We start from the raw sequence: 20,623 nt of genomic DNA, 5'->3' as shown, positions 1-20,623 counted from the left end.
GATACTTTTTAGGTAAAGATAATGAACTTCATTTATTTAGCGAATATCAATAACCTATCATGGTCTGTTCTACAAGATCAAAAAAAAATACTTAGCCACTCCGCGCAGTTAGATATTGAGAAATTCAGATTTGAGCAAGATAAATGCCGCAGTTTAGTTGGTAAAATGTTGTTGCTCTATTCTTTACAATGTCATGAACAATTTCAACAATCCCACTTACCCATCATTGATTATGGTCTTTATCGAAAGCCATTTATTCATTCAATAAAAGGACATTTTAATATTTCACATTCTCATGATTGGGTTGCTTGTGTATACAGTAGTAATGGTGAAGTTGGCATTGATATTGAACATGTTAAACCCATCAATATTATTGATTATAAGGATGTTATGACAGAAAATGAGTACCAAAGAGCACTTAATAATCCAAATTTTGACTTCTTTCAATTATGGACATTAAAAGAAGCAATTATGAAAGCTCAAGGGCAGGGATTCTATCTCTCACCATCTTCGTTTGAGTTACCGTTCCCTTTTTATAATGATGAGATTGTAGAAATTAACCACACACGTTGGTTTGTTTATAGTCAAAGCTTTGCCAATGAATATAAGTTGTCGTTGGCTTCTTTATATCCAATAGTTGAAAATGTACAAGTCATTCCATTGCAACTCGATCAATTTTGGCAGTAATTAATTATTAAAGTGACACTTAATTATAAAATAGATAAAATAGCAAAAATTATACATTTATAAAATAACAATTAGAGTAAATCGGAATGGCAAAGCAAATTAAAGTAATAAAATGTCCAAATTGCGGCAGTATAGAAAAAACGGAAATAAAACCTGAACATTATCGTTGTGAAAATTGTAATACCGAATATTTTTTAGATAGTGATGATATAAATGTAAATGTTAAATATCAGAATCAGAATAGTACACAAACAAATTATCTTGATGAAGCTAACATTAAATCAATTATTATTATTGTTGCATGTATCGTTGTTGCTATCGTTTTCGGTAGTTTGATTTCAATATTCTTTAAATCAAAATCCTATTCGAATAATTCATATTCAAATCCTCCTGTAACTCATACAACAAAATCAACAAAGAGTGATACAACCTTACCTGCTGAGACAAAAAATAGTGTCAAAGAAGTTAATTATCATTATTGTTCATTAACGGCAGTTGAGAACAAACCTTTCATTATTAGTATTGCTCAACGAAAATACAGCCAATCAAGCCAAAGTAAATACTTTTTTGTTGTTCATGATTTGCTTGCTAATAAAATTGTTCAAGAAAGTGAAATTGCAGATTTAAAAATGGATAATTTTGGGAACGTAAAATGGGATTCCCATGATTTTACTCAAGATAAAACTTATCTAACAGCAGGAAAACGAGCCGCTTTCCTACTTGATAAAAAGAAACTTACTTTGACGGAAGTAACCTCATCATTATTAGAAAATTACCCTCAATACAATACGGGTATAGCATCGGTTAATATTACCACTGCTCAAAGTACAAGAGGTGCTCATGTTTTCCATATACTTACTGATGATGGGCAAAAAATTTATTATTTTCCAATACAGGACAAAGCTTATGTCGATAATAACGATTTTTATATGGCACTTAAGAACTTTGATCAAGTAAATGATAGCAGTGAACATACGGCTTTTAGCTTTGCTCAACGATATGATAAAGATTTTAAATTAATTAAATTCACCTATGTCAGCCCTGATGGCAAAAGTTATTATACCTTTACTTCAGCTGATGTGGGCGATGAAAGAACAGATGGTTCTGGTAAATTCACTGATGAGGCAAGTGCTTATAACATTGATAATACTTTTTATCGAAATTCTAAATATCGATTAGTTTCTCATCAAAATTTAACACCGAACAGATTATATTTTAGCCCTGAAATTGTTTATTTTGACGATACTTCATTAATCATAAAAACTAAAGCGAGTGCGAGCCCTGATTCACATTACAATTACCAAAGACTTGATACAAACACAGGCAAAGTATTGTGGACACTATCGGAAGATAAGATTAGGATTAAAGAGGTCACTCATTTAAATGATAATTTTATTGCTAAACAAAACTGTGATAAATATGCAATTATTAGTTCCGATGGAACGATTTCAAAAGAAATAACATTAACTCAAGAAAAATAAAATATAAGGTAATCTAAATGGCTTTAGGCAATTTTTTTAAAAGACAATTAAAAACAGTCATAGAATGGACAAACCAAGAGCCGGATGTCTTATTCTATGAGTTTCCAACTCCAACAAGCGAAATAAAAAATGCCAGTAAACTCATTATTAATCCTGGTCAAGGTTGTATTTTAGTTTACAAAGGCGAAGTAATTGATGTAATTATCAAATCAGGGATTTACGAACTTTCAACATCAAACCATCCATTTATTACCAACTTGGTGAAAATATTACAGAGTTTTGAAAGTGAAAATAAACTGCATGTTTACTTTTTTCGATTAGCTAGCTTAGTTGATCAGAAATGGGGAACAGCAACACCAATTAAGTATGTTGATAGTGTGTATCAATTTCCAATTGAGCTTGGTGCTTATGGTACCTATTCGATCAAAATTGAGCATGCTGGGCTGTTTTTCAAAGAAATTGTTGGAACCAATTCAATATATACAGCAAAGGATCTTAATAAGTTGATGATGTCACGTATTATACCTACCATCTCATCACAGTTAGCGACTGAAAGTTATTCATATCAGAATATAGATTCTCAGTTAATTATGTTATCTCAACAAATTAAAGATAATCTTCAAGTTCCTTTTACTAAATTAGGTCTTGTTTTGGATGATTTTCAAGTTGAAGCAACATCGTTTAATCAAGAAACATTGGATCGAATCAATAGAATTGCCGATTCAAGAACTGATGCACTAGCGGCCAAAGAAGTTGGCTTGAATTATGTTGAACATGAAAAACTTAAAGCTCTACGTGATGCAGCACAAAATGAAGGTGGACTTGCTGGAGCTGGTTTACAAATCGGTGCAGGTGTGGAGTTAGCTAAATCGTTTGATCTAAACAATACTAATACGGCTTCAACAGCGAATAATACAGCAAATAGTAATGAAGAAATCATCAAGCAATTAAAACAATTGAAAGAGCTAGCGGATGCTGGGATTTTAACGCAAGAGGAGTTTAATGCGAAAAAAGCTCAATTGCTTGAAAAGATTTAAAAAATGATGTAACAGTAAATTTATAAGTTTGTTGATAATTGTTTATTTTACCGAAACAGATATAAGTTAAAATTAAGAATAGTTGTGATTATTCATTTAAACTTAATCAATATCAAGAAATTGCTCAATTCATCAATATGTTATTGAGCAATTTTTTTCTATCCAATTAGTTATCTATTATATCGAAATATTCGAATTCACACTTGCCGTTGGTTGGTTGTTTTGCTTGAGTTGAGGCAAAAATACCAACTTTGGCACCCACCCATTTCCCTTTACCTGCAGCAAAATTACGCGTTATTTTTATCCATTGATTATCTTGTTTTGCATAATAAAATTGGCAAATCCCATTGAGTTCAACATCAACCTTAAATTGGCAAACAGATGAACTGAGTTGAGTAATTTCCTCCAGATATTCATCAACGATACCTGAATCTTTCATCCACCCGTAACGATAGCACAAAATATATTTGTCATGGTTAAAGTTAATGGTCAGTGCCGCATAACGTTCACCATAGATAATTAAATCCTCCCCAATTTTAAACCGCATTATTTACGAAAGTTTCTATCCTAATTATGATTTTTAATACTTTTTTATCATTAGTAAATCTTTATGGATTTTTTCCATCATTTTGTCATCTAATTTATAAAAATTAACCACTGAAGTTACAAGTAAGAAAAATTATCATCAAAAATAGTAATAAATAGAGAATAATAGATTTGTGGAACGAGAGAGATGGGTAAAGTTGACGTGTTAACCAATTAGATTACTATCATTTGATACTAATTGTTCTTTGTTAATCGAATATTTATATTATGGTTAAAAGAATAATTTTAAATAATTATAGTAATATAATAACTATAGGATTCAATAAATATGTTATGCCGACAAAATAGAGAATATCGTTTCTGAAACAATCGAATCATTAAATAAACTATTCTTTATCAATATGTTATGTATTGATAAAGAATTGCATTGTGTTGCATTTAGTTCATATTTCTACAATGATTTGCTTTTACTTTGTTTAAATTATTCAACTAAATTCTTTGTTTATGACGCCACAGCCATTTGCCACTGATTAATCGTTGATAGAAGAATAAACTTCTAATAATCCAATCTAAAAACATACCAAACCAAACACCAACAACACCAAAGCCGAGGTATACACCAAAAATATAGCCCACTACAATTCGGCACATCCACATACTGCCAATAGCTACCCACATGGTGTAGCTGGCATCTTTTGCGCCTTTAAAACCATAAGGCAAAACAAAAGAAGATGCCCAAAATGGGGTGAACAAAGCATTTAACCAAAGTAAATGTTTAGATATTTGAATAACCTCTTGATTATCGGTATACATAGAGCTTAATAGACCCGCAAATGGGACGGATAGAAACGCCAAAAAGCACAATAATATATTGGTCAAATGGAAGATAAATTTCAGTTGTCTGGTCGGTTGATAGATTTGTCCCATTCCAAGTCGTTTACCGACAATAATGGTCGATGTCGATCCTAATGTCCCTCCTGGTAAATTCAATAATCCAGCAATCGAAAAGGCAATGAAATTAGCTGCAATGGTTGAGGTTCCCATACCGGCTACAAAAGTTTGAGTCAATAATTTACCAATGTTAAACATCACAGATTCAACACTTGCTGGGATACCAATGCTTAGAATATCAATAAGAATTTTCGCATTGAACGAGTGAAAATAGCTTCTAAATGGTATAAATAGTGCTCGACTCGGTTTGATAGTTAATACGATTAATATAAATATCATACCGCAGTAACGTGATGCCGTTAAACCAATGCCCGCACCAATAAAACCTAAACCATCCCAATTAAATACACCATAAATCAATACGTAACTTATTGATAAATTCAATATATTCATGATGATGTTTAAATACATTGGTAGTTTAGTATTACCTGCACCCCTTAACGCACCGCAACCCACTAAGATAAAAGCTAATGCAGGATAACCTAATACAGTTAATTTAAGAAAGGTTAAAGTGAGTTCTTTGACTTTTGGTTCAGCTTTTCCAGCAATGATTTCAACAATCCAATAGCCTGAAAACTCTACAAAAACAAAAAGTAAAAGTGAGATTATTATTAGTAAAGTGATGGATTGTCGTGCTGCTGAAACTGCTTTTTTTCGATTGTGACGCCCTAAACTGAAAGCAACTACAACGGACGTTCCTAGTGCGACAGCCATAAAAAAGGACATAATAATCATATTAAAGCTTTCCGCCAGACCGACGGCAGCCATTTCAGCACTACCAATCCAACTTACAAGAAAAGTACTGAAAATTCCCATCAATATGACCGATAGGTTTTCAATAAAAATTGGCATGGCTAAGGGGAAAATCTCACGCCAAAGCAAAACATTGTTTGAATGTCTTTTTTGGTATAATTGTGATTTTTTTAAGCGATCAACTAATTGAACATTCAATTTAAAGCCTAAATTTGTCCATAAAATTTTGCAGATATTATAACTCTTTTATTTAATAAAAATGAACTTATGTTATTAAAAATAAACTTTATTAATATAATACTGTTAACTAAAAAATTGATCATCTAAAGTCATCGCGAAATTTGATGTATCATTAAAAAATGGACAATAAAAAGGTTATTGATAAAATAAATTGATTCAGCTCTGAAACAATAGTCAGTATTATCTTATCGTGGTTAAATTTTAGTATTAATTAAACCATATAAAAAAATTTGTCAAAAAGTTTGAGGAGACGCATATGTTTCAGTATAAAAATTCACATACTTTTCTTGAATGGTGATTTATATAACTATATTATAGCGAGCTTTAAAGACTTTGATCACCAAAATAATAAATGAGTCCTTATGTTAATTAATGCTAAAGATATTCTCGAAAAATTAAACCCACATAATAAAATCAATTATGACTCGGTACTTAAAGAAGTTATTGCCGATTGGCAATCTGGATCCATTCGTCCTAAATTATTAATTCATAGCTGCTGTGCCCCTTGTAGCACATATGTTTTGGAGTATTTGGCACAGTATGCAGATATTACTATCTATTTTGCTAATTCAAATATTCATCCTCGTGTTGAGTATGAATATCGGAGTATAGTACAGCAAAAATTTATTGCTGATTTTAATGAAAAGACAGGCAACAATGTTCAGTTTTTAGAAGCACCTTATCAACCCGCTGAATTTATTAAACAAGTTGAACATCTGCGTGATGCTCCGGAAGGCGGTGAACGTTGCCATCTCTGTTATAAAATGCGTTTGGATTTAGCTGCAATCAAAGCTCAAGAATTGGGATTCGATTATTTTGCCAGTGCGTTAACACTCAGTCCTAAAAAGAACAGTCAAAAAATTAATCAACTTGGTTTTGAAATTCAAGAAATTTTTTCAGTTAATTATCTACCTTCCGATTTTAAAAAAAATAATGGTTATAAGCGCTCAATAGAACTTTGCAAAGAATATGATGTATACCGGCAGTGCTATTGTGGTTGTATTTTTGCAGCTAAAGCCCAAGGTGTCGATTTAAAAAATGTGATAGCTATTGCTAAACAAGGATTAGAAAAACAAGCTTAATTTTTCAATAACTGATATAACTATACTGAAACGTAGCCTTAACCTGAAACTTTTTGACAAAACTGACATTTTTACAGAATAAAAATACTAAACAAACATAGTAAATAGTTAAAGTATTTAGCTATAATATTGTTACTATAAATAAAATTTATAGTGAAGCGCGGCTGTTTGATTTTACAATGTGTGAGTTTATTATGACAAAAAAGTATAGATTAGGATTGGATGTTGGTTCTACAACTGCAAAATGTGTTGTGCTTGATGAGCATGATAATTTTGTTTACACCAATTATGTACGTCATAATACCCATATTGTAGCAACAGTGCTTGAATTACTGAATGAAATCAAACAAAAGCTGGGTAATGATATTCATTTATCGGTAAAAGTAACGGGTTCTGCTGGAATGGGTATTTCAGAGAAAGCCGATATTGCTTTTATACAAGAGGTTGTAGCCGCTTCTGAAGTGGTGCAGCGCAAATATCCGGAAGTACGAACTTTAATCGATATTGGTGGTGAAGATAGCAAAATGATTTTCTTCTTTCCTGATCGTTCACCTGATATTCGCATGAATGGCAGTTGTGCAGGGGGAACAGGGGCATTTATTGATCAGATGGCAACTTTGCTTAATATTCCAATTCAACAATTTGATCAACTTGCTCAAAATCATACCCAAATTTTTCCTATTGCTTCCCGCTGTGGCGTATTTGCCAAAACCGATGTTCAAAATCTAATCAGCCGCAATGTTTCCAAAGAAAATATTGCCTATTCTGTTTTACATGCTGTTTGTATTCAGCTCGTTAATACTTTAGCGCGCGGCTATGATATTGTGCCGAAAGTTATGTTAATTGGTGGGCCGTTTTCCTTTATTCCAACCTTAGGCAAGGCGACTTTAGAGACATTAAAATTAGCAGAAGATCAAATCGTTAAAACTGACCATCCGACATTATTATCCGCATGGGGAGCTGCAATTCATCTTATTGAGCGAACCGTGCTTTCACTTGATGATTTTATTAATCGATTAAATGCCTCTACTAAAATCATAGCTAATCAATCTTTTCGATTAAAACCATTATTTAATGAATCATTATCTTTTAATGATTGGAAAAAACAGCGTAAATATATTCAAATTCCACGTTTAAATTTAGCCGATTACCAAAAAGAATACGCTTTTTTAGGCATTGATAGTGGTTCAACAACGACTAAAATTACACTCATCAGTGAAGATAACGAGCTTCTTTTTACTCATTATGCTCCTAATAATGGTCACTCTATCAGTGCTTTAATTAAAGGGTTAACACTATTAAAAGATGAAATTGCTGCATCAGGTAAACAAATTGTCATTGCTCGCACTGGCGTAACAGGATATGGCGAAGAACTTTTAAAAGCTGCTTTTGCATTTGATGATGGATTGGTTGAAACCATGGCGCATTTCGCTGCCGCTAAACATATTGATCCAAACGTAAGTTTTGTTATGGATATTGGCGGACAGGATATGAAAGCGATCTTTATCGCTAATGGAGTTGTCAATCATATTGAGCTTAATGAAGCATGTTCATCAGGTTGTGGATCTTTTATTGAAACTTTTGCTAAATCACTTAATTCCAATACGATCGATTTTGCTGACGCGGCTTGCAATTCGTCCAATCCCTGTGATTTAGGGACACGTTGCACCGTTTTTATGAACTCTAAAGTAAAACAAGCTTTGCGTGAAAATGCGACCATGGGGGACATTTCAGCAGGACTGGCCTTTTCGGTCATTAAAAATGCCATTCATAAAGTGCTTAAACTCCATGATATGCGTAAGTTAGGTAATAATATCGTTGTACAAGGTGGGACTTTTAAAAACCCAGCGGTATTTAGAGCATTAGAACAATTAACAGGAGCACAAATTACCAGCTCTAATATTCCTGAATTAATGGGCGCCTATGGAAGTGCATTAGTTGCAAAAAATCATTACCAACAAAACCCCGTTTTATCCCAGTTCATAGGGTTAGACCAGCTTCATAAAGCTGAAGATAACAAAGCCAAACCTTCACGTTGTAAAGGGTGTGAAAATAAATGCGATATTATGATTTATCGTTTTGCAAATGGGCAACGTTATTATTCAGGGAATAAATGTGAAAGATTCTTAAGTAATAATCAATACAAAGACAACAGTTCATTTAATATGCTCGATTACAAAAACGAACTGTTATTTGAACGCGCTAACACCTCTAATCCTAATGCTGAAATCAATATTGGTATTCCACGAGTATTAGGTCAGTATGAGAATTTTCCTTTTTGGCACACATTATTAACGCAAAGTGGCATTAATGTCATACTTTCGCCTTATTCCACTCAGGCTATTTACGAAAAGGGTGCGGGTACGGTAATGTCTGATAGTATCTGCTTCCCTGCCAAATTAGTGCATGGGCATATTATGGAACTTATTGAGCAGAAAGTAGATCGTATCTTTATGCCAATGGTTGTGTTTGAGTCTGCTCAATTTGATAATTCGGTTAATAATTACAATTGCCCTATTGTAAGTAGTTATTCTGAAGTTGTGCACAGTGCGATTAATCCCGAAAATAAATATAATGTGCCCCTTGATTATCCGGTTATCAACTTTACTGATATCGAATTACTGAAAAAAGGTTGTATTAATTATTTAACATCCCTAGGAATCACGAAAAAAGTGGCGGAAAATGCCTTTTCCCATGCGTTGATCGCTCAGTCAGAATATAAAAAATCGCTCTATAATAAAGCGATTGAAATAGTGAACAATGCTAAGCAAACAGGTCGTTATGTGTTTATTTTAGGGGGACGACCTTATCATAGTGACAGTTTAATTAACCATAAAACTCCTGAAATTTTAAACGCACTAGGTTGTGATGTAATTACTGAAGATTCGGTATTAGGTGCCATTAATCAATTATCTCCAGAATTGCAAATTTGTTCACAGTGGAGTTATCCAAATCGTTTATATGCTGCAGCTTCTTTTGTTGCTGAGCAACCTAATAATGTGCAATTTGTTCAACTTAACTCATTCGGGTGTGGTCCTGATGCAATTGTTACTGATGAATGTAAAGCAATATTAGAATCTAAAGGCAAAACTTGCACGGTAATTCGTGTTGATGAAATCACTGCGACAGGATCGGTCAGATTACGATTACGCTCTATTATTGAATCGATGCGCATGAATCAACAGCAACCATTAATAAAAGTGGAGCGTAAAAAAACGGCTATTTTTAGTAAACAAGATAAGAAACGTCGAACAATTTTAGCGCCGTTCATTTCTGATTTTTATTCACCTTTATTACCGCCTATTTTTGCTTTATCGGGTTATAAACTCGAAACTTTGCCTAAACCAGATAAAAGTTCAGTTGAGTGGGGACTAAAATATTGTAATAACGAAATTTGTTATCCTGCGACCATTATTGTGGGTGATATTGTTAAGGCATTACGTTCTGGAAAATACAATCGTGAAGAGGTCGCAGTAGGCATTACGCAAACAGGTGGGCAGTGCAGGGCAAGTAGCTATTTATCATTAATTAAAAAAGCGATGATCAGTAATGGTTTTGATGATATTCCAATTATTTCACTTAGTACGGGTAATATGAGTCAAGATGAACAACCTGGATTTAAAATTAATTGGCTCAAAACATTACCTATTAGCTTTTTTTCTATATTGTTTGCTGATTCACTATCCAAAATGTACTATGCCATAGCGCCAAGGGCAAAAGTAAAACAACAAGCGAATCAACTTAAAGAACTCTATACTCGAAAATTACAACAACTGATTAATCAAAAGAAAGGGGCACGCTCAATATTTGCGCTATTAGCCGATGCAGTTAAACATTTTAATCAAATTGAAGTTATAAATAATAAAGATTGTCCTCAAATCGGTATTGTTGGAGAAATTTACGTCAAGTATAACAACTTTGGTAATCAGCATAGTGTTGAATGGTTAATAGATCAGGGTATCGAGCCAATTATTCCACCTATGATTGAATTTTTTGCACAATGTTTTGTCAACCATGACAGTAATGTGGATAATCATTTAGTATCAAAAACCTATCATTCTTATTTAATGCATTTTTTTGAAAAAATAGCACAACGTTATATCGATAAAACTAATAAAATTTTATCGACTTTCAAATATTATCAACCGTTCCATAATATTCGCGATATTTCTAAAAAAGCTAAGCAGATCCTTAATTTATCCAATCAATTTGGTGAGGGATGGTTGATACCAGCTGGCATCATGACTTTTGCTGAATATGGAATTAACAATGTTATTAGCTTGCAACCATTTGGTTGTATTGCCAATCATGTGGTATCAAAAGGTGTTGAAAAGCGTATGCGTGATCTTAATCCTAAACTCAATTTATTGTATTTAGATTTTGACGATGGCGCAGGTGAAGTAAATGTGCTTAACCGTTTGCACTTTATGGTAAGTTCATTAAAGTATTCACAGCTACAACGAATTGTGTAATAAAAACTATCGGGTTAGTTTATTTTACTTTATTAAATTAACTAAACTGTAGGTTAATTTTTTAGGATCGATTGTGATATCAATTTACCAATTAAAACCCAAATTCCAATCACTACTGCGCCCGTATGTGAATAGGCTCTACAATGCCAATATAACGGCTAATCAAGTGACAGTTTCAGCTTGCTTGGGATCAATTTTTGTATCTTTTATTGTCGGTTTGCTTTCATCTTATCAATGGATTTTTTGTGTCATTCCCATTTGGATGTTGATTCGTATGGCTCTTAATGCCATTGATGGTATGTTGGCACGTGAATTTAATCAAAAAACGCATTTAGGAGCTTATTTAAATGAAATTGGAGATGTTATTTCCGATAGTGCGTTATTATTGGTTTTTACACAACTCGATAATGTTAGTAACTATTTGGTTATATTGGTTATTTTGCTCTCTTTTTTAACGGAATATACGGGTGTTTTAGGTGTGATGATTGGCGCGTCAAGGCGCTATGATGGCCCTATGGGCAAAAGTGATCGTGCTTTTGTCTTTGGGATAATTAGTTTAGGCATTGGAATTTATCAATTACCGTTAGATTGGATTGATCCATTGTTATGGATCGTTAATTTTTTACTAATATACACTGTGATTAATCGGATTCGAAAAGGTCTGCAAGAAACACAAAAATGAAAAAAGGAAATAATATGCGTGATCAACAACAAAAAACTTTTATAAGTCACGATGGCTGTCAATTATTTTATCGTTATTGGCCAGCAGTTGATAGCAGTGATGGACTTTCTTCAAAAGCGATTGTGCTTTTTCATCGTGGTCATGAACATTCAGGTCGTGTTGCTCATCTTGCTGATGAATTGAATCTACCCGATTATCAGATCTTTGCTTGGGATGCGAGAGGTAATGGTCAATCAGAAGGTGAACGAGGTGATGCGCCTAATTTTGCAACGTTAATTAAAGATGCTAACTGCTTTATTGAACATATTTTGCAAGAATATCATTTAAAACATCAAGATATTGCCGTTATTGCCCAAAGTGTTGGGGCAGTGATTGCTTCTGCATGGGTACACGACTATGTGCCTAATATTCGTGCGTTGGTGTTGGGGTCTCCTGCATTTAATGTCAAACTTTATGTACCATTCGCTGTACCTGGATTGAAATTACTATACAACTTAAAAGGTAATTTTTTTGTTAATAGTTACGTTAAATCTAATTTATTAACTCATGATGCTGAGCGAGCGAAGTCATTTACCCAAGATCCGTTAATTACTAGACCAATATCAGTTAGATTACTTTTAGATCTTTATACCGTATCTGACCGAATTGTTAAAGATGCTAATGCCATTACCGTTCCGACCCAATTACTTGTTTCGGGATCAGATTATGTGGTAAAACGTAAACCACAAAAAAGATTCTATGAAAATTTGGGTACCCAGCAAAAAGAATTTCATATTCTACCAAAATTTTATCATGATACTTTTGGTGAAAAAGATCGCCAAATCGCTATCGACAGGGCAAGACGATTTATTATTGGCTGTTTTGCTAACACACCTAGTGTGCCATCACTCGTTAATGCTGATCTTGTTGGTTATACAAGGCAAGAGAAAGACTCTTTAGCAATGCCGCCAACAGGCTTGATTAAACCTTTATATTGGCGGTTTGTTAAAGCCATTTTAAAATATGCAAGTAGAGTTTCAAATGGTATTAAACTCGGTTTCGATACTGGTTTTGATTCAGGGAGTACCTTAGATTATATCTATCGTAATGAACCGACAGGAAATTCTAAGCTCGGGCAGTTTTTGGATTATATTTATTTACAATCCATTGGTTGGCGGGGCATTCGTCAACGCAAAATCCATCTTGAAGCGATCTTAAAACAAGCGGTTAACCAACTACAACAACAAAATAAAGCTGTTAACATCGTTGATATTGCGGCGGGACATGGTCGTTATATTCTTGAAACCGTTAATCAAATAGCTCATAAACCTGATTCGGTACTATTGCGAGATTATAGTGATATTAATATTCGTGATGGGCAAAAATTAATTGATGAACTTGGTTTAACAAACTTTGTTCGTTTTGAAAAAGGAGATGCATTTAATCGGCAACAATTAGCTGAATTAACACCTCAACCAACATTAGCAGTAGTTTCAGGGTTATATGAATTATTCGATGATAATGCTTTATTACGTGAATCTCTATCTGGTTTAGCGGATGTTATACCTGAAGGTGGATATTTAATCTATACAAATCAACCTTGGCATCCTCAATTAGAGTTTATAGCCCGTGCTTTGACCTCGCATCGTGATGGGCAACCGTGGGTTATGCGCAGACGCACTCAATTGGAAATGGATCAATTGGTTGCTGCTGCTGGATTCAAAAAAATAGATATGTGTATCGATCAATGGGGTATTTTTACAGTATCACTGGCGCAAAGAATTAAATAGTCGTTGGTCCATATGCAAAAACTAAAATTTGGAGCGTTAATCTATTATAAATTTGCTTTATTAGCTGGATTATCAATATTCTTTTTTACCACTTATAACTTAACTAACTGGTTTACTGCAAACCGTTCCGATGTGGGGAGTTTGGTATTCAGTTGGGAATCCTCAACTCCATTATGGGCTTGGACAATTGTGCCTTATTGGTCCATTGATTTCATGTATGGTTTAGCCATTTTATTGGCCAGTTCTAAGCAATCACTTAAAATTTTATGTTTAAGGCTTTTTTCGGCGCAAATTATTTGTATTACTTGTTTTTTGATTTTCCCTCTAAAATTTAGTTTCGAACGCCCCTATCTTGATGGTTTTTTAGGTTTATGGTTTGATGTTTTAATGGGTTTTGACAAACCCTTCAATCAGGCTCCTTCCTTACACATTACTTTACTGGTGATCTTGTGGCAGTTTTATAAGAGTTATTTAAAATCAAAATTTACTCAATTGCTTCTACATGGTTGGTGTTTATTAATTGCCTTATCTGTTTTAACAACGTGGCAACATCATTTTTTTGATGTTCCAACAGGATTATGGGCAGGTTGTTTTTGTATTTGGTTATGGCCAGAAAATGGAATAGCTCCTTTAAAAAGTAAATCATACCCTAAGCAATATACTTGGGGCGGCATTTACTTCCTACTATTTTTATTATCATTAAGTTTAGCTATATATATTGGTGGGGTTGGACTTTGGCTATTGTGGGTCGCGGGGGCTTTTGGATTAGTATCAGCCAATTACTTGGTATTTGGAGCAACAGGTTTTCAAAAACAAGCTAATGGACATTTTACGCTCGCGGTAGCAATTTTATATTTACCTTATTTTGCAATTATGTGGCTTAATTCCCGTTTATGGACTTTAAAAAACAAACCAGCAGATTTTATTATGGACAATGTCTATTTAGGGCGGATTGCTTCGCAAAACACTTTGCAAATTAAACCTATTAATTCAGTTGTTGATCTCTGTGCAGAATTACCAATTGGACAATTTAATGGTTATTACAGTTTGATTCCAGTACTTGATATGACACCTTTGTCCATTGAGCAGTGTCAACGAGTAGCCGAAAAAATCGATCAATTTCAAAAGCAAGGTTCTGTCTTGGTCTGTTGTGCATTAGGTTATTCGCGTAGTGCAACAGCCGTAATCGCATGGTTATTATTGACCAAAAGAGCGACTAATGTCGAAGAAGCAATAACCAAAGTGAAAACGGGTCGTAGTTCGGTCGTTATTTCCTCCAAGCAACAAGCCGTGTTAATCAATTGGTTTAATAGGATTCAAAAAGGAAGCCGCAGTGGTAAATTCGAATAAAGCTAAAATAACTGAAAATATCAATCAAACAGTTTTAGTAACATTTAATCATTTTCTTATTATAAGTCATCAATTAGAGGTTTTTTCGCGATTACTGACATTGATAGCCTTGTTTTTTGGGTTAATGGCTAGTTGGGTCTTAAATTCTGTTTTATTGACAAGTTACAGTTTAGTCAGCTTTTTGGTTGGATTAATCAGTCAATATTATGCACTACGTATAGCCTTTGATAAAAAACTATTTGATTATCTAGCCACCAAATACGATCAGTTTCCTGATGTTTTAGATGAATTAGATAATGCCTTATTGCAATTGAATTTAAAAAAATCTAAACAACAACCATTGCGCTCAATCGAAGATCGTCAAAAAGGGACATTGAAATTATTCAAAAAACAGATTTTCCTAATTAGTATGCAGCTAATTTTAGCAATAGTGATAGTTATTTTGGGTATTTCGAATTAACTTTCTGATTAAATTAAAAATTATCACACATATAATAACAAACAATATGGAGGAAAACATGTCTAGTTATCAACGCGATGGTCTATTATTGTTTGTTGGTATAGGTGTATTGTTGATTGTAGCATCTACGATTGGCTGGTTGTTGAAACGACGTATGAAAAGCCCAAATAGTGTTATTGATAATTTAAACAAACGCATTAATGCTTGGTGGGTGATGGTAGCTATTTTTGCCATCGCTATTTTTTTGGGAAAATTTGCCGTAATTATTCTCTTTTTTATTGCATCAGGTATAGCTCTGCGTGAGTTTCTGACATTAACGCCCATAACCCGTTATGATTATTGGCCTTTACTTTTTGCTTATTTCATTGTGTTACCATTACAATATATCTTAGTTGCCGTGTCGTGGTATGAGTTATTTTGTATCTTTATTCCTATTTATGGGTTTCTATTTTTAGCTATTTTAGCTGCAATTACTGGATCGGCTCATAATTTCTTAGCAAGAATAGCTGAAGTGCAATGGGGATTGATGATTACCGTCTATAGCATATCTTTCATACCAGCATTGATTATTTTACCCATCGATCATTATCAAGACCGCAATTTATTGTTGATTGCTTTTCTTGTATTTGTTGTTGAACTATCAGATGTCTTACAGTATGTATTTGGTAAGCTATTTGGTAAACATTCGATTAGCCCTAATTTATCACCATCCAAGACTATTGAAGGCTTTATTGGCGGTATTCTTTCGGCTAGTTTGATAGGTGCATGTTTATGGTGGGTAACGCCTTTTAGCTTCATTCAAGCTGGCTTAATTTCACTCATGATCACCTTGCTTGGATTTTTAGGTGGATTGGTTATGTCGGCAATTAAACGCGATAGAGGTGTAAAGGATTGGGGTAAGCTTATTAGCGGCCACGGTGGTGTGCTGGATCGTTTAGATTCTATCTGTTTTGCGGCACCTATATTTTTTCATGTTGTGCGATATTATTGGGTATGATTATAAATCTGATTAAGAAAAGCAGAAAGATAATATAAATTGCAAAAAAATTTGCATATAAAAAAGAGCAAAAAAATTCAATTTATGATATAAATACTGCAATGTATTAACTTAAGATATATAGAAGGACAACAATATGTTAAAAGAACAAATGGTAGTAAAAAATTCGACTGGATTACACGCCCGCCCAGTAACAACACTTGTAAAACTAGCAGGTCGTTATAAATCAACAATCGAACTTGTTTACAATGACAAAGCGATTAAAATGAAAAGTATGATGGGTTTATTAGGCGCTGGCGTTAAAGGTGGCTCTACTGTTGAAATCATTTGTGATGGTGAAGACGAACAAGCTGCAATGGATGAAATCCGTGAATTATTTGCTACAGGTTTTGGTGAGTAATTAATTGATAAATTAATTAAATTAACATCAAAAAATTATTATTCCGTCGACTTAAGTCGACGGAATTGTTTTAAAAGGGCATTAACTAAATACTTTCAAGTAGACCTATTTTAAAAGATTACTTTAATCTTTAATGATTGAATTCAATTCATGATGATCAATCGATGGCAATAACTTAGTAAAACCTTTGGTCAAATAGACTAAATAACAAAATCCAATCGCTAACCAAACTAAGCCAACAATCATCGCAGTCTCATCAAGGCTGGTCCATAGCCATAACGAAAGTAATACACCAATTGCTGGTAATACACCATATTTAAATAACACTTTTGCTGTTTTCGTTTTGATATCCCATAGATAACTTTTAATTACACATAAATTAACAAATGTGAAAGCAACTAAAGCACCAAAGCTAATCATTGAAACAACCAAACTAAGATCTAATACCAATGATAACAATGAAAAACAAGCCACAAATAATATTGATAAATAAGGTGTTCTAAAACGAGGGTGGATTTTAAAGAAAATCTGTTTAGGCAATACACCCTCGCGACCCATCGCATAAAATATTCTTGATACACTGGTTTGTGCTGTCATTGCTGATGCAAAAACACCGGTTAGGTAAGCAGATTGGAAAAAGTTATACATAAAATCATTTCCATACTTACCAAGTATCTCTTTTAAATTACTTATAGAATCTACTTTACGCATTACATCCAAGCTAGCGATATCTTTATTAGAAGCAAAATCTGTCCAGTTAGGATAGGCTAAATGAGCACTATACGAAACAACTAAAAATATACTTCCCGCAATAAGAACCGTCCATATAATGGCTCTTGGTAATGATTTTTGTGCATCATTTGATTCTTCCGCCAGTGTCGCGATAGCATCAAAACCCAAAAAGGCAAGACATAATATTGCTGCGCCAGACATTAATCCGCTAAAATCACCTGCATTAACAGCCAAAGGTTTTATCATTGCTTCTGGTGTTAAACTTACATTGGTTAAAGTTAAGAAAATAAATAATCCAATAAAAAACATTTGAATAATAATCAAAGTAAAGTTCACTGAATTAATTAATTTAATCCCTAAGTAATTTAACAAGCTGACACTACATAATGAACCAAGCACAAATACATAAGCAGGTATGCTTGGGAAAGCTTCATTAAGATAGATGCCCAAAACCAAATAATTTAATATTGGTAAAAATAGATAATCAAGAATTTGCGCCCATCCCACTAAAAAACCAATTCTTCCACCAAATGTATGTTGTACATACGAATAGGCAGAACCAGCAATAGGTAGTTTATTTGCCATACGACAATAACTTAATGCTGTAAAAAAGATCATTGCTAGAGTGATAACATAGGCTATAGGTAAGTGTCCATTACTGGCAACGGTAACTTCCCCATAAGTGGTAAAGATCCCTAAAGGAACCATATAAGCTAAACCAAATGCAATTAATGCAGGTGTGGTTAAAACTCGTTTCATTTTTATTGCGGACATGACTAATTTTGCTCCTCTGTCCCAAAAAACAATAAAAAACTACTAAGTATAGTTTTGCCTTTTTTACCCGCTGAAAGCGGCAGGGAATTCTCCCACATTATTATAATTATGCAAGCTAATTTTTAGCTTATTAACATACAAGTGTGTAATTTTTGAGCTTGCTATTTTATAGGGAATTATTTTTCGTCATATCAACAAAAATCACACTTTGATAAAGTCAATTTAAGAGATACAGATTTTGTGATCTATATCTAATTATTTCTTTGTTTCAGGAGATGTCAGTATAAGGAAAACACGTTATATTTATTATAAATTGCAGATAATTTAATCTGTAAATACTTATCAATAGAAGGATATATTTATGACCTCAATTCCCGTTGTACCTGTTGAATTAACTAATGATGTAATAAAACAAAAATCATCAATCATTCAATTAATGGCTCAAAAAAGTCAAAATTATTTAACTGATGTTGAAAAATTTGTTGAGGATGTTATGGCACATGAACAAGAAATGGAAACGGATGTGTTACCCGATATTGCATTACCTCATGCTAAAAGTGGTGGCGTAAGTACCCCATTTATTGCAGTTGGCAAATATAGTGATGGTATTGTTTGGAACAATAATAATAAAGTTAAATTAATTGTAATGATTGGTGCTCAAGAACATGCCAATAAAGAACATTTAGCCATTATCGCTAAATTAGCAGCTAGCCTTGCTGATGATGATTTTATTGCTGAATTGTTAAATGGTGATATTCAAACCATTGCTCATAGGGTGAGAGGTATTTATGAATAATAAGAAAATTGTAGCCATTTGCGCCTGTACCGCAGGTATGGCGCATACCTATATTGCAAGACAAAAAATAACAAATGAAGCTAAAAAACGCGGTTGGGATTGCAAGGTTGAAACACAAGGTGCAGCAGGTGTTGAAAATGTTTTAACTGAACATGATCTTAAAAGTGCTGATGTCATTATATTGGCAACGGATATATCAATCGAAAATGCCGAGCGACTTGAGCCTTTTAAAAATATTATCAAAGTCAGTACGGGTGAAGCCGTTAAAAATACTGCCAACATTTTCAATAATGCAGAGCAAATGTCGACAAAAATTGTCAAAGATAATATTGGTACAGAAATTTTTAGAGCTTTAAATACGGGAATTAGCAAATTTTTACCAGTCATTATTGCATCAGGGATTCTCTTTTCAATTGTGTTAATGACGGGTGATGTTACTAACAATACCATTTTACCAAGCAATCAATTCTTTGCTGACCTTCAACAAGTTGCATTCTATGGATTTGCAATGATGGTACCGGTTTTAGCTGCATATATGGCCTATTCAATTGGTGGTAACGCGGCTCTTGCTCCAGCATTCATTATGGGGTATGTCGTTAATAATCCAATTGGTGTCAATAATGTTAGTACTGGATTTATCGGAGCCATGATTTTTGGGATTTTAATTGGTTATTTTGTTAAATGGTTTAAAACGATCAAAGTGCATCCCGTTATTGCGTCAGTAATGCCTGTTATGATTATTCCAACGGTAACACTATTGGTAATGGCGCCAATCTATATTTATGGCTTATCTTACCCACTGGATTGGTTTGTAAAAGCCATGGTTACAACCTTAAAAGGGATGTCACAAGTCAATGCGGCATTTTTAGGGATTGGTATTGGGATATTGGCTGCTTTAGATATGGGGGGGCCATGCAGTAAAGCTGCAACAGCGTTTACTTTAGCCGCAATGGCGGAGGGTGTTTATGGGCCTAATGGGGTTTTCCGTATGTGCTGTGCGATCCCACCTTTAGGACTGGCTATTTCTTCATTAATTGTTTCTCGATCCAAATACAGTAAAGAAGAAAAAGAGTTTGGTATTACGGCATTTTTCTTATCATTAGCCGGTATTACTGAAGGTGCCATTCCATTTGCAGCCAAAGATCCAAAACGGGTAATCATTGCTATAGTTGTGGGTACTGCTATTGCAGGGATGTTGGGGATGATCAGTGGTATAGACTCATTAGTTGCTTTTGGAGGACTTGTTGCTTTAGGTGGGGTAACAAAAGGCGCAATGTGGTATGTTATTGATATGTTTATTGGCGCATTGATTATCGCTGCGATCTTGCACTTCACTAAGAAAGCTCCAGTAGAAACGGAGCAAGTCATTGAGAGTGAATCATAAAATAAGTTACACCGTCAATTATGGCGGTGT

Annotated in this window: 16 protein-coding genes; 13 read left to right on the top strand and 3 right to left on the bottom strand. The window is 33.8% G+C overall.

Annotation, left to right across the window (positions count from 1 at the left end; all coding sequences use genetic code 11):
* Nucleotides 1-21: 21 nt before the first annotated feature.
* The 3 genes from H3S73_RS12260 (at nucleotide 22) to H3S73_RS12250 (ending at nucleotide 3,205) form a co-directional block, all read left to right on the top strand.
* The gene (locus H3S73_RS12260) at nucleotides 22-687 is read left to right on the top strand and encodes a 4'-phosphopantetheinyl transferase superfamily protein (protein ID WP_198236748.1); all 666 of its coding nucleotides are present in this window, start codon (nucleotides 22-24) and stop codon (nucleotides 685-687) included.
* A gap of 86 nt (nucleotides 688-773) precedes the next feature.
* The gene (locus H3S73_RS12255) at nucleotides 774-2,168 is read left to right on the top strand and encodes a hypothetical protein (RefSeq protein WP_198236749.1); all 1,395 of its coding nucleotides are present in this window, start codon (nucleotides 774-776) and stop codon (nucleotides 2,166-2,168) included.
* A 17-nt stretch (nucleotides 2,169-2,185) separates the two neighbouring features.
* A complete protein-coding gene (locus H3S73_RS12250) occupies nucleotides 2,186-3,205 on the top strand; it encodes an SPFH domain-containing protein (RefSeq protein ID WP_198236781.1) in 1,020 nt (339 codons plus the stop codon).
* A gap of 166 nt (nucleotides 3,206-3,371) precedes the next feature.
* On the opposite strand, the gene H3S73_RS12245 is transcribed toward H3S73_RS12250, so the two are convergent.
* Together H3S73_RS12245 and H3S73_RS12240 are read right to left on the bottom strand one after the other, a co-directional pair.
* Nucleotides 3,372-3,752 carry a hypothetical protein gene (locus tag H3S73_RS12245; RefSeq protein WP_198236750.1) on the bottom strand — a complete coding sequence of 127 codons (381 nt, stop codon included), beginning with the start codon at nucleotides 3,750-3,752 and terminating at the stop codon, nucleotides 3,372-3,374.
* Nucleotides 3,753-4,240: 488 nt separating this feature from the next.
* Nucleotides 4,241-5,653 carry an EmmdR/YeeO family multidrug/toxin efflux MATE transporter gene (locus tag H3S73_RS12240; RefSeq protein WP_198236751.1) on the bottom strand — a complete coding sequence of 471 codons (1,413 nt, stop codon included), beginning with the start codon at nucleotides 5,651-5,653 and terminating at the stop codon, nucleotides 4,241-4,243.
* Nucleotides 5,654-6,057: 404 nt separating this feature from the next.
* Between H3S73_RS12240 and H3S73_RS12235 the strand changes: the two genes are divergently transcribed.
* The 8 genes from H3S73_RS12235 to H3S73_RS12200 all read left to right on the top strand — a co-directional run bounded on the left by H3S73_RS12235 (nucleotide 6,058) and on the right by H3S73_RS12200 (nucleotide 16,907).
* Nucleotides 6,058-6,777 carry an epoxyqueuosine reductase QueH gene (locus H3S73_RS12235; RefSeq protein WP_198236752.1) on the top strand — a complete coding sequence of 240 codons (720 nt, stop codon included), beginning with the start codon at nucleotides 6,058-6,060 and terminating at the stop codon, nucleotides 6,775-6,777.
* A 194-nt stretch (nucleotides 6,778-6,971) separates the two neighbouring features.
* Nucleotides 6,972-11,249 (top strand): acyl-CoA dehydratase activase-related protein, encoded by a 4,278-nt coding sequence (locus H3S73_RS12230; protein WP_198236753.1) that lies wholly within the window; start codon nucleotides 6,972-6,974, stop codon nucleotides 11,247-11,249.
* Nucleotides 11,250-11,322: 73 nt separating this feature from the next.
* On the top strand, nucleotides 11,323-11,931 hold the full coding sequence (locus H3S73_RS12225; protein ID WP_198228250.1) for a CDP-alcohol phosphatidyltransferase family protein: 609 nt from the start codon (nucleotides 11,323-11,325) through the stop codon (nucleotides 11,929-11,931).
* Between the two features lie 14 nt (nucleotides 11,932-11,945).
* Nucleotides 11,946-13,700, top strand: a complete 1,755-nt coding sequence (locus tag H3S73_RS12220) for a bifunctional alpha/beta hydrolase/class I SAM-dependent methyltransferase (protein ID WP_198236754.1) — start codon at nucleotides 11,946-11,948, stop codon at nucleotides 13,698-13,700.
* A gap of 12 nt (nucleotides 13,701-13,712) precedes the next feature.
* Entirely contained in the window at nucleotides 13,713-15,050 is a 1,338-nt protein-coding gene (locus H3S73_RS12215) for a phosphatase PAP2/dual specificity phosphatase family protein (protein WP_198236755.1), read from the top strand.
* Entirely contained in the window at nucleotides 15,034-15,510 is a 477-nt protein-coding gene (locus H3S73_RS12210; protein WP_198236756.1) for a hypothetical protein, read from the top strand. Before H3S73_RS12215 ends, H3S73_RS12210 begins: the two co-directional genes overlap by 17 nt.
* A gap of 58 nt (nucleotides 15,511-15,568) precedes the next feature.
* Nucleotides 15,569-16,507, top strand: a complete 939-nt coding sequence (locus H3S73_RS12205; RefSeq protein ID WP_198236757.1) for a phosphatidate cytidylyltransferase — start codon at nucleotides 15,569-15,571, stop codon at nucleotides 16,505-16,507.
* A gap of 136 nt (nucleotides 16,508-16,643) precedes the next feature.
* Entirely contained in the window at nucleotides 16,644-16,907 is a 264-nt protein-coding gene (locus H3S73_RS12200; RefSeq protein WP_039126254.1) for an HPr family phosphocarrier protein, read from the top strand.
* Between the two features lie 123 nt (nucleotides 16,908-17,030).
* On the opposite strand, the gene H3S73_RS12195 is transcribed toward H3S73_RS12200, so the two are convergent.
* A complete protein-coding gene (locus H3S73_RS12195; protein WP_198228254.1) occupies nucleotides 17,031-18,413 on the bottom strand; it encodes an APC family permease in 1,383 nt (460 codons plus the stop codon).
* A 361-nt stretch (nucleotides 18,414-18,774) separates the two neighbouring features.
* Between H3S73_RS12195 and H3S73_RS12190 the strand changes: the two genes are divergently transcribed.
* On the top strand, nucleotides 18,775-19,209 hold the full coding sequence (locus tag H3S73_RS12190) for a PTS sugar transporter subunit IIA (RefSeq protein WP_198236758.1): 435 nt from the start codon (nucleotides 18,775-18,777) through the stop codon (nucleotides 19,207-19,209).
* On the top strand, nucleotides 19,202-20,593 hold the full coding sequence (locus H3S73_RS12185; protein WP_198236759.1) for a PTS fructose transporter subunit IIC: 1,392 nt from the start codon (nucleotides 19,202-19,204) through the stop codon (nucleotides 20,591-20,593). The genes H3S73_RS12190 and H3S73_RS12185 overlap by 8 nt, the downstream gene beginning before the upstream one ends.
* Nucleotides 20,594-20,623: the final 30 nt, after the last annotated feature.

The sequence above is a fragment of the Gilliamella sp. B14384G12 genome (genome assembly GCF_016101825.1).
Taxonomy (GTDB): domain Bacteria; phylum Pseudomonadota; class Gammaproteobacteria; order Enterobacterales; family Orbaceae; genus Gilliamella; species Gilliamella apicola_N.
Note: the sequence above shows the minus strand (reverse complement) of the source record. Positions and strands in the feature narration are given on the sequence as shown.

Bases quoted from the DNA above. Each gene is read 5' to 3' on its own strand.
- H3S73_RS12230 (WP_198236753.1), top strand. From the start codon at position 6,972: ATGACAAAAAAGTATAGATTAGGATTGGATGTTGGTTCTACAACTGCA.
- H3S73_RS12250 (WP_198236781.1), top strand. From the start codon at position 2,186: ATGGCTTTAGGCAATTTTTTTAAAAGACAATTAAAAACAGTCATAGAA.
- H3S73_RS12260 (WP_198236748.1), top strand. From the start codon at position 22: ATGAACTTCATTTATTTAGCGAATATCAATAACCTATCATGGTCTGTT.
- H3S73_RS12195 (WP_198228254.1), bottom strand. From the start codon at position 18,413: ATGTCCGCAATAAAAATGAAACGAGTTTTAACCACACCTGCATTAATT.
- H3S73_RS12185 (WP_198236759.1), top strand. From the start codon at position 19,202: ATGAATAATAAGAAAATTGTAGCCATTTGCGCCTGTACCGCAGGTATG.
- H3S73_RS12215 (WP_198236755.1), top strand. From the start codon at position 13,713: ATGCAAAAACTAAAATTTGGAGCGTTAATCTATTATAAATTTGCTTTA.
- H3S73_RS12255 (WP_198236749.1), top strand. From the start codon at position 774: ATGGCAAAGCAAATTAAAGTAATAAAATGTCCAAATTGCGGCAGTATA.
- H3S73_RS12190 (WP_198236758.1), top strand. From the start codon at position 18,775: ATGACCTCAATTCCCGTTGTACCTGTTGAATTAACTAATGATGTAATA.
- H3S73_RS12245 (WP_198236750.1), bottom strand. From the start codon at position 3,752: ATGCGGTTTAAAATTGGGGAGGATTTAATTATCTATGGTGAACGTTAT.
- H3S73_RS12220 (WP_198236754.1), top strand. From the start codon at position 11,946: ATGCGTGATCAACAACAAAAAACTTTTATAAGTCACGATGGCTGTCAA.
- H3S73_RS12200 (WP_039126254.1), top strand. From the start codon at position 16,644: ATGTTAAAAGAACAAATGGTAGTAAAAAATTCGACTGGATTACACGCC.
- H3S73_RS12235 (WP_198236752.1), top strand. From the start codon at position 6,058: ATGTTAATTAATGCTAAAGATATTCTCGAAAAATTAAACCCACATAAT.
- H3S73_RS12205 (WP_198236757.1), top strand. From the start codon at position 15,569: ATGTCTAGTTATCAACGCGATGGTCTATTATTGTTTGTTGGTATAGGT.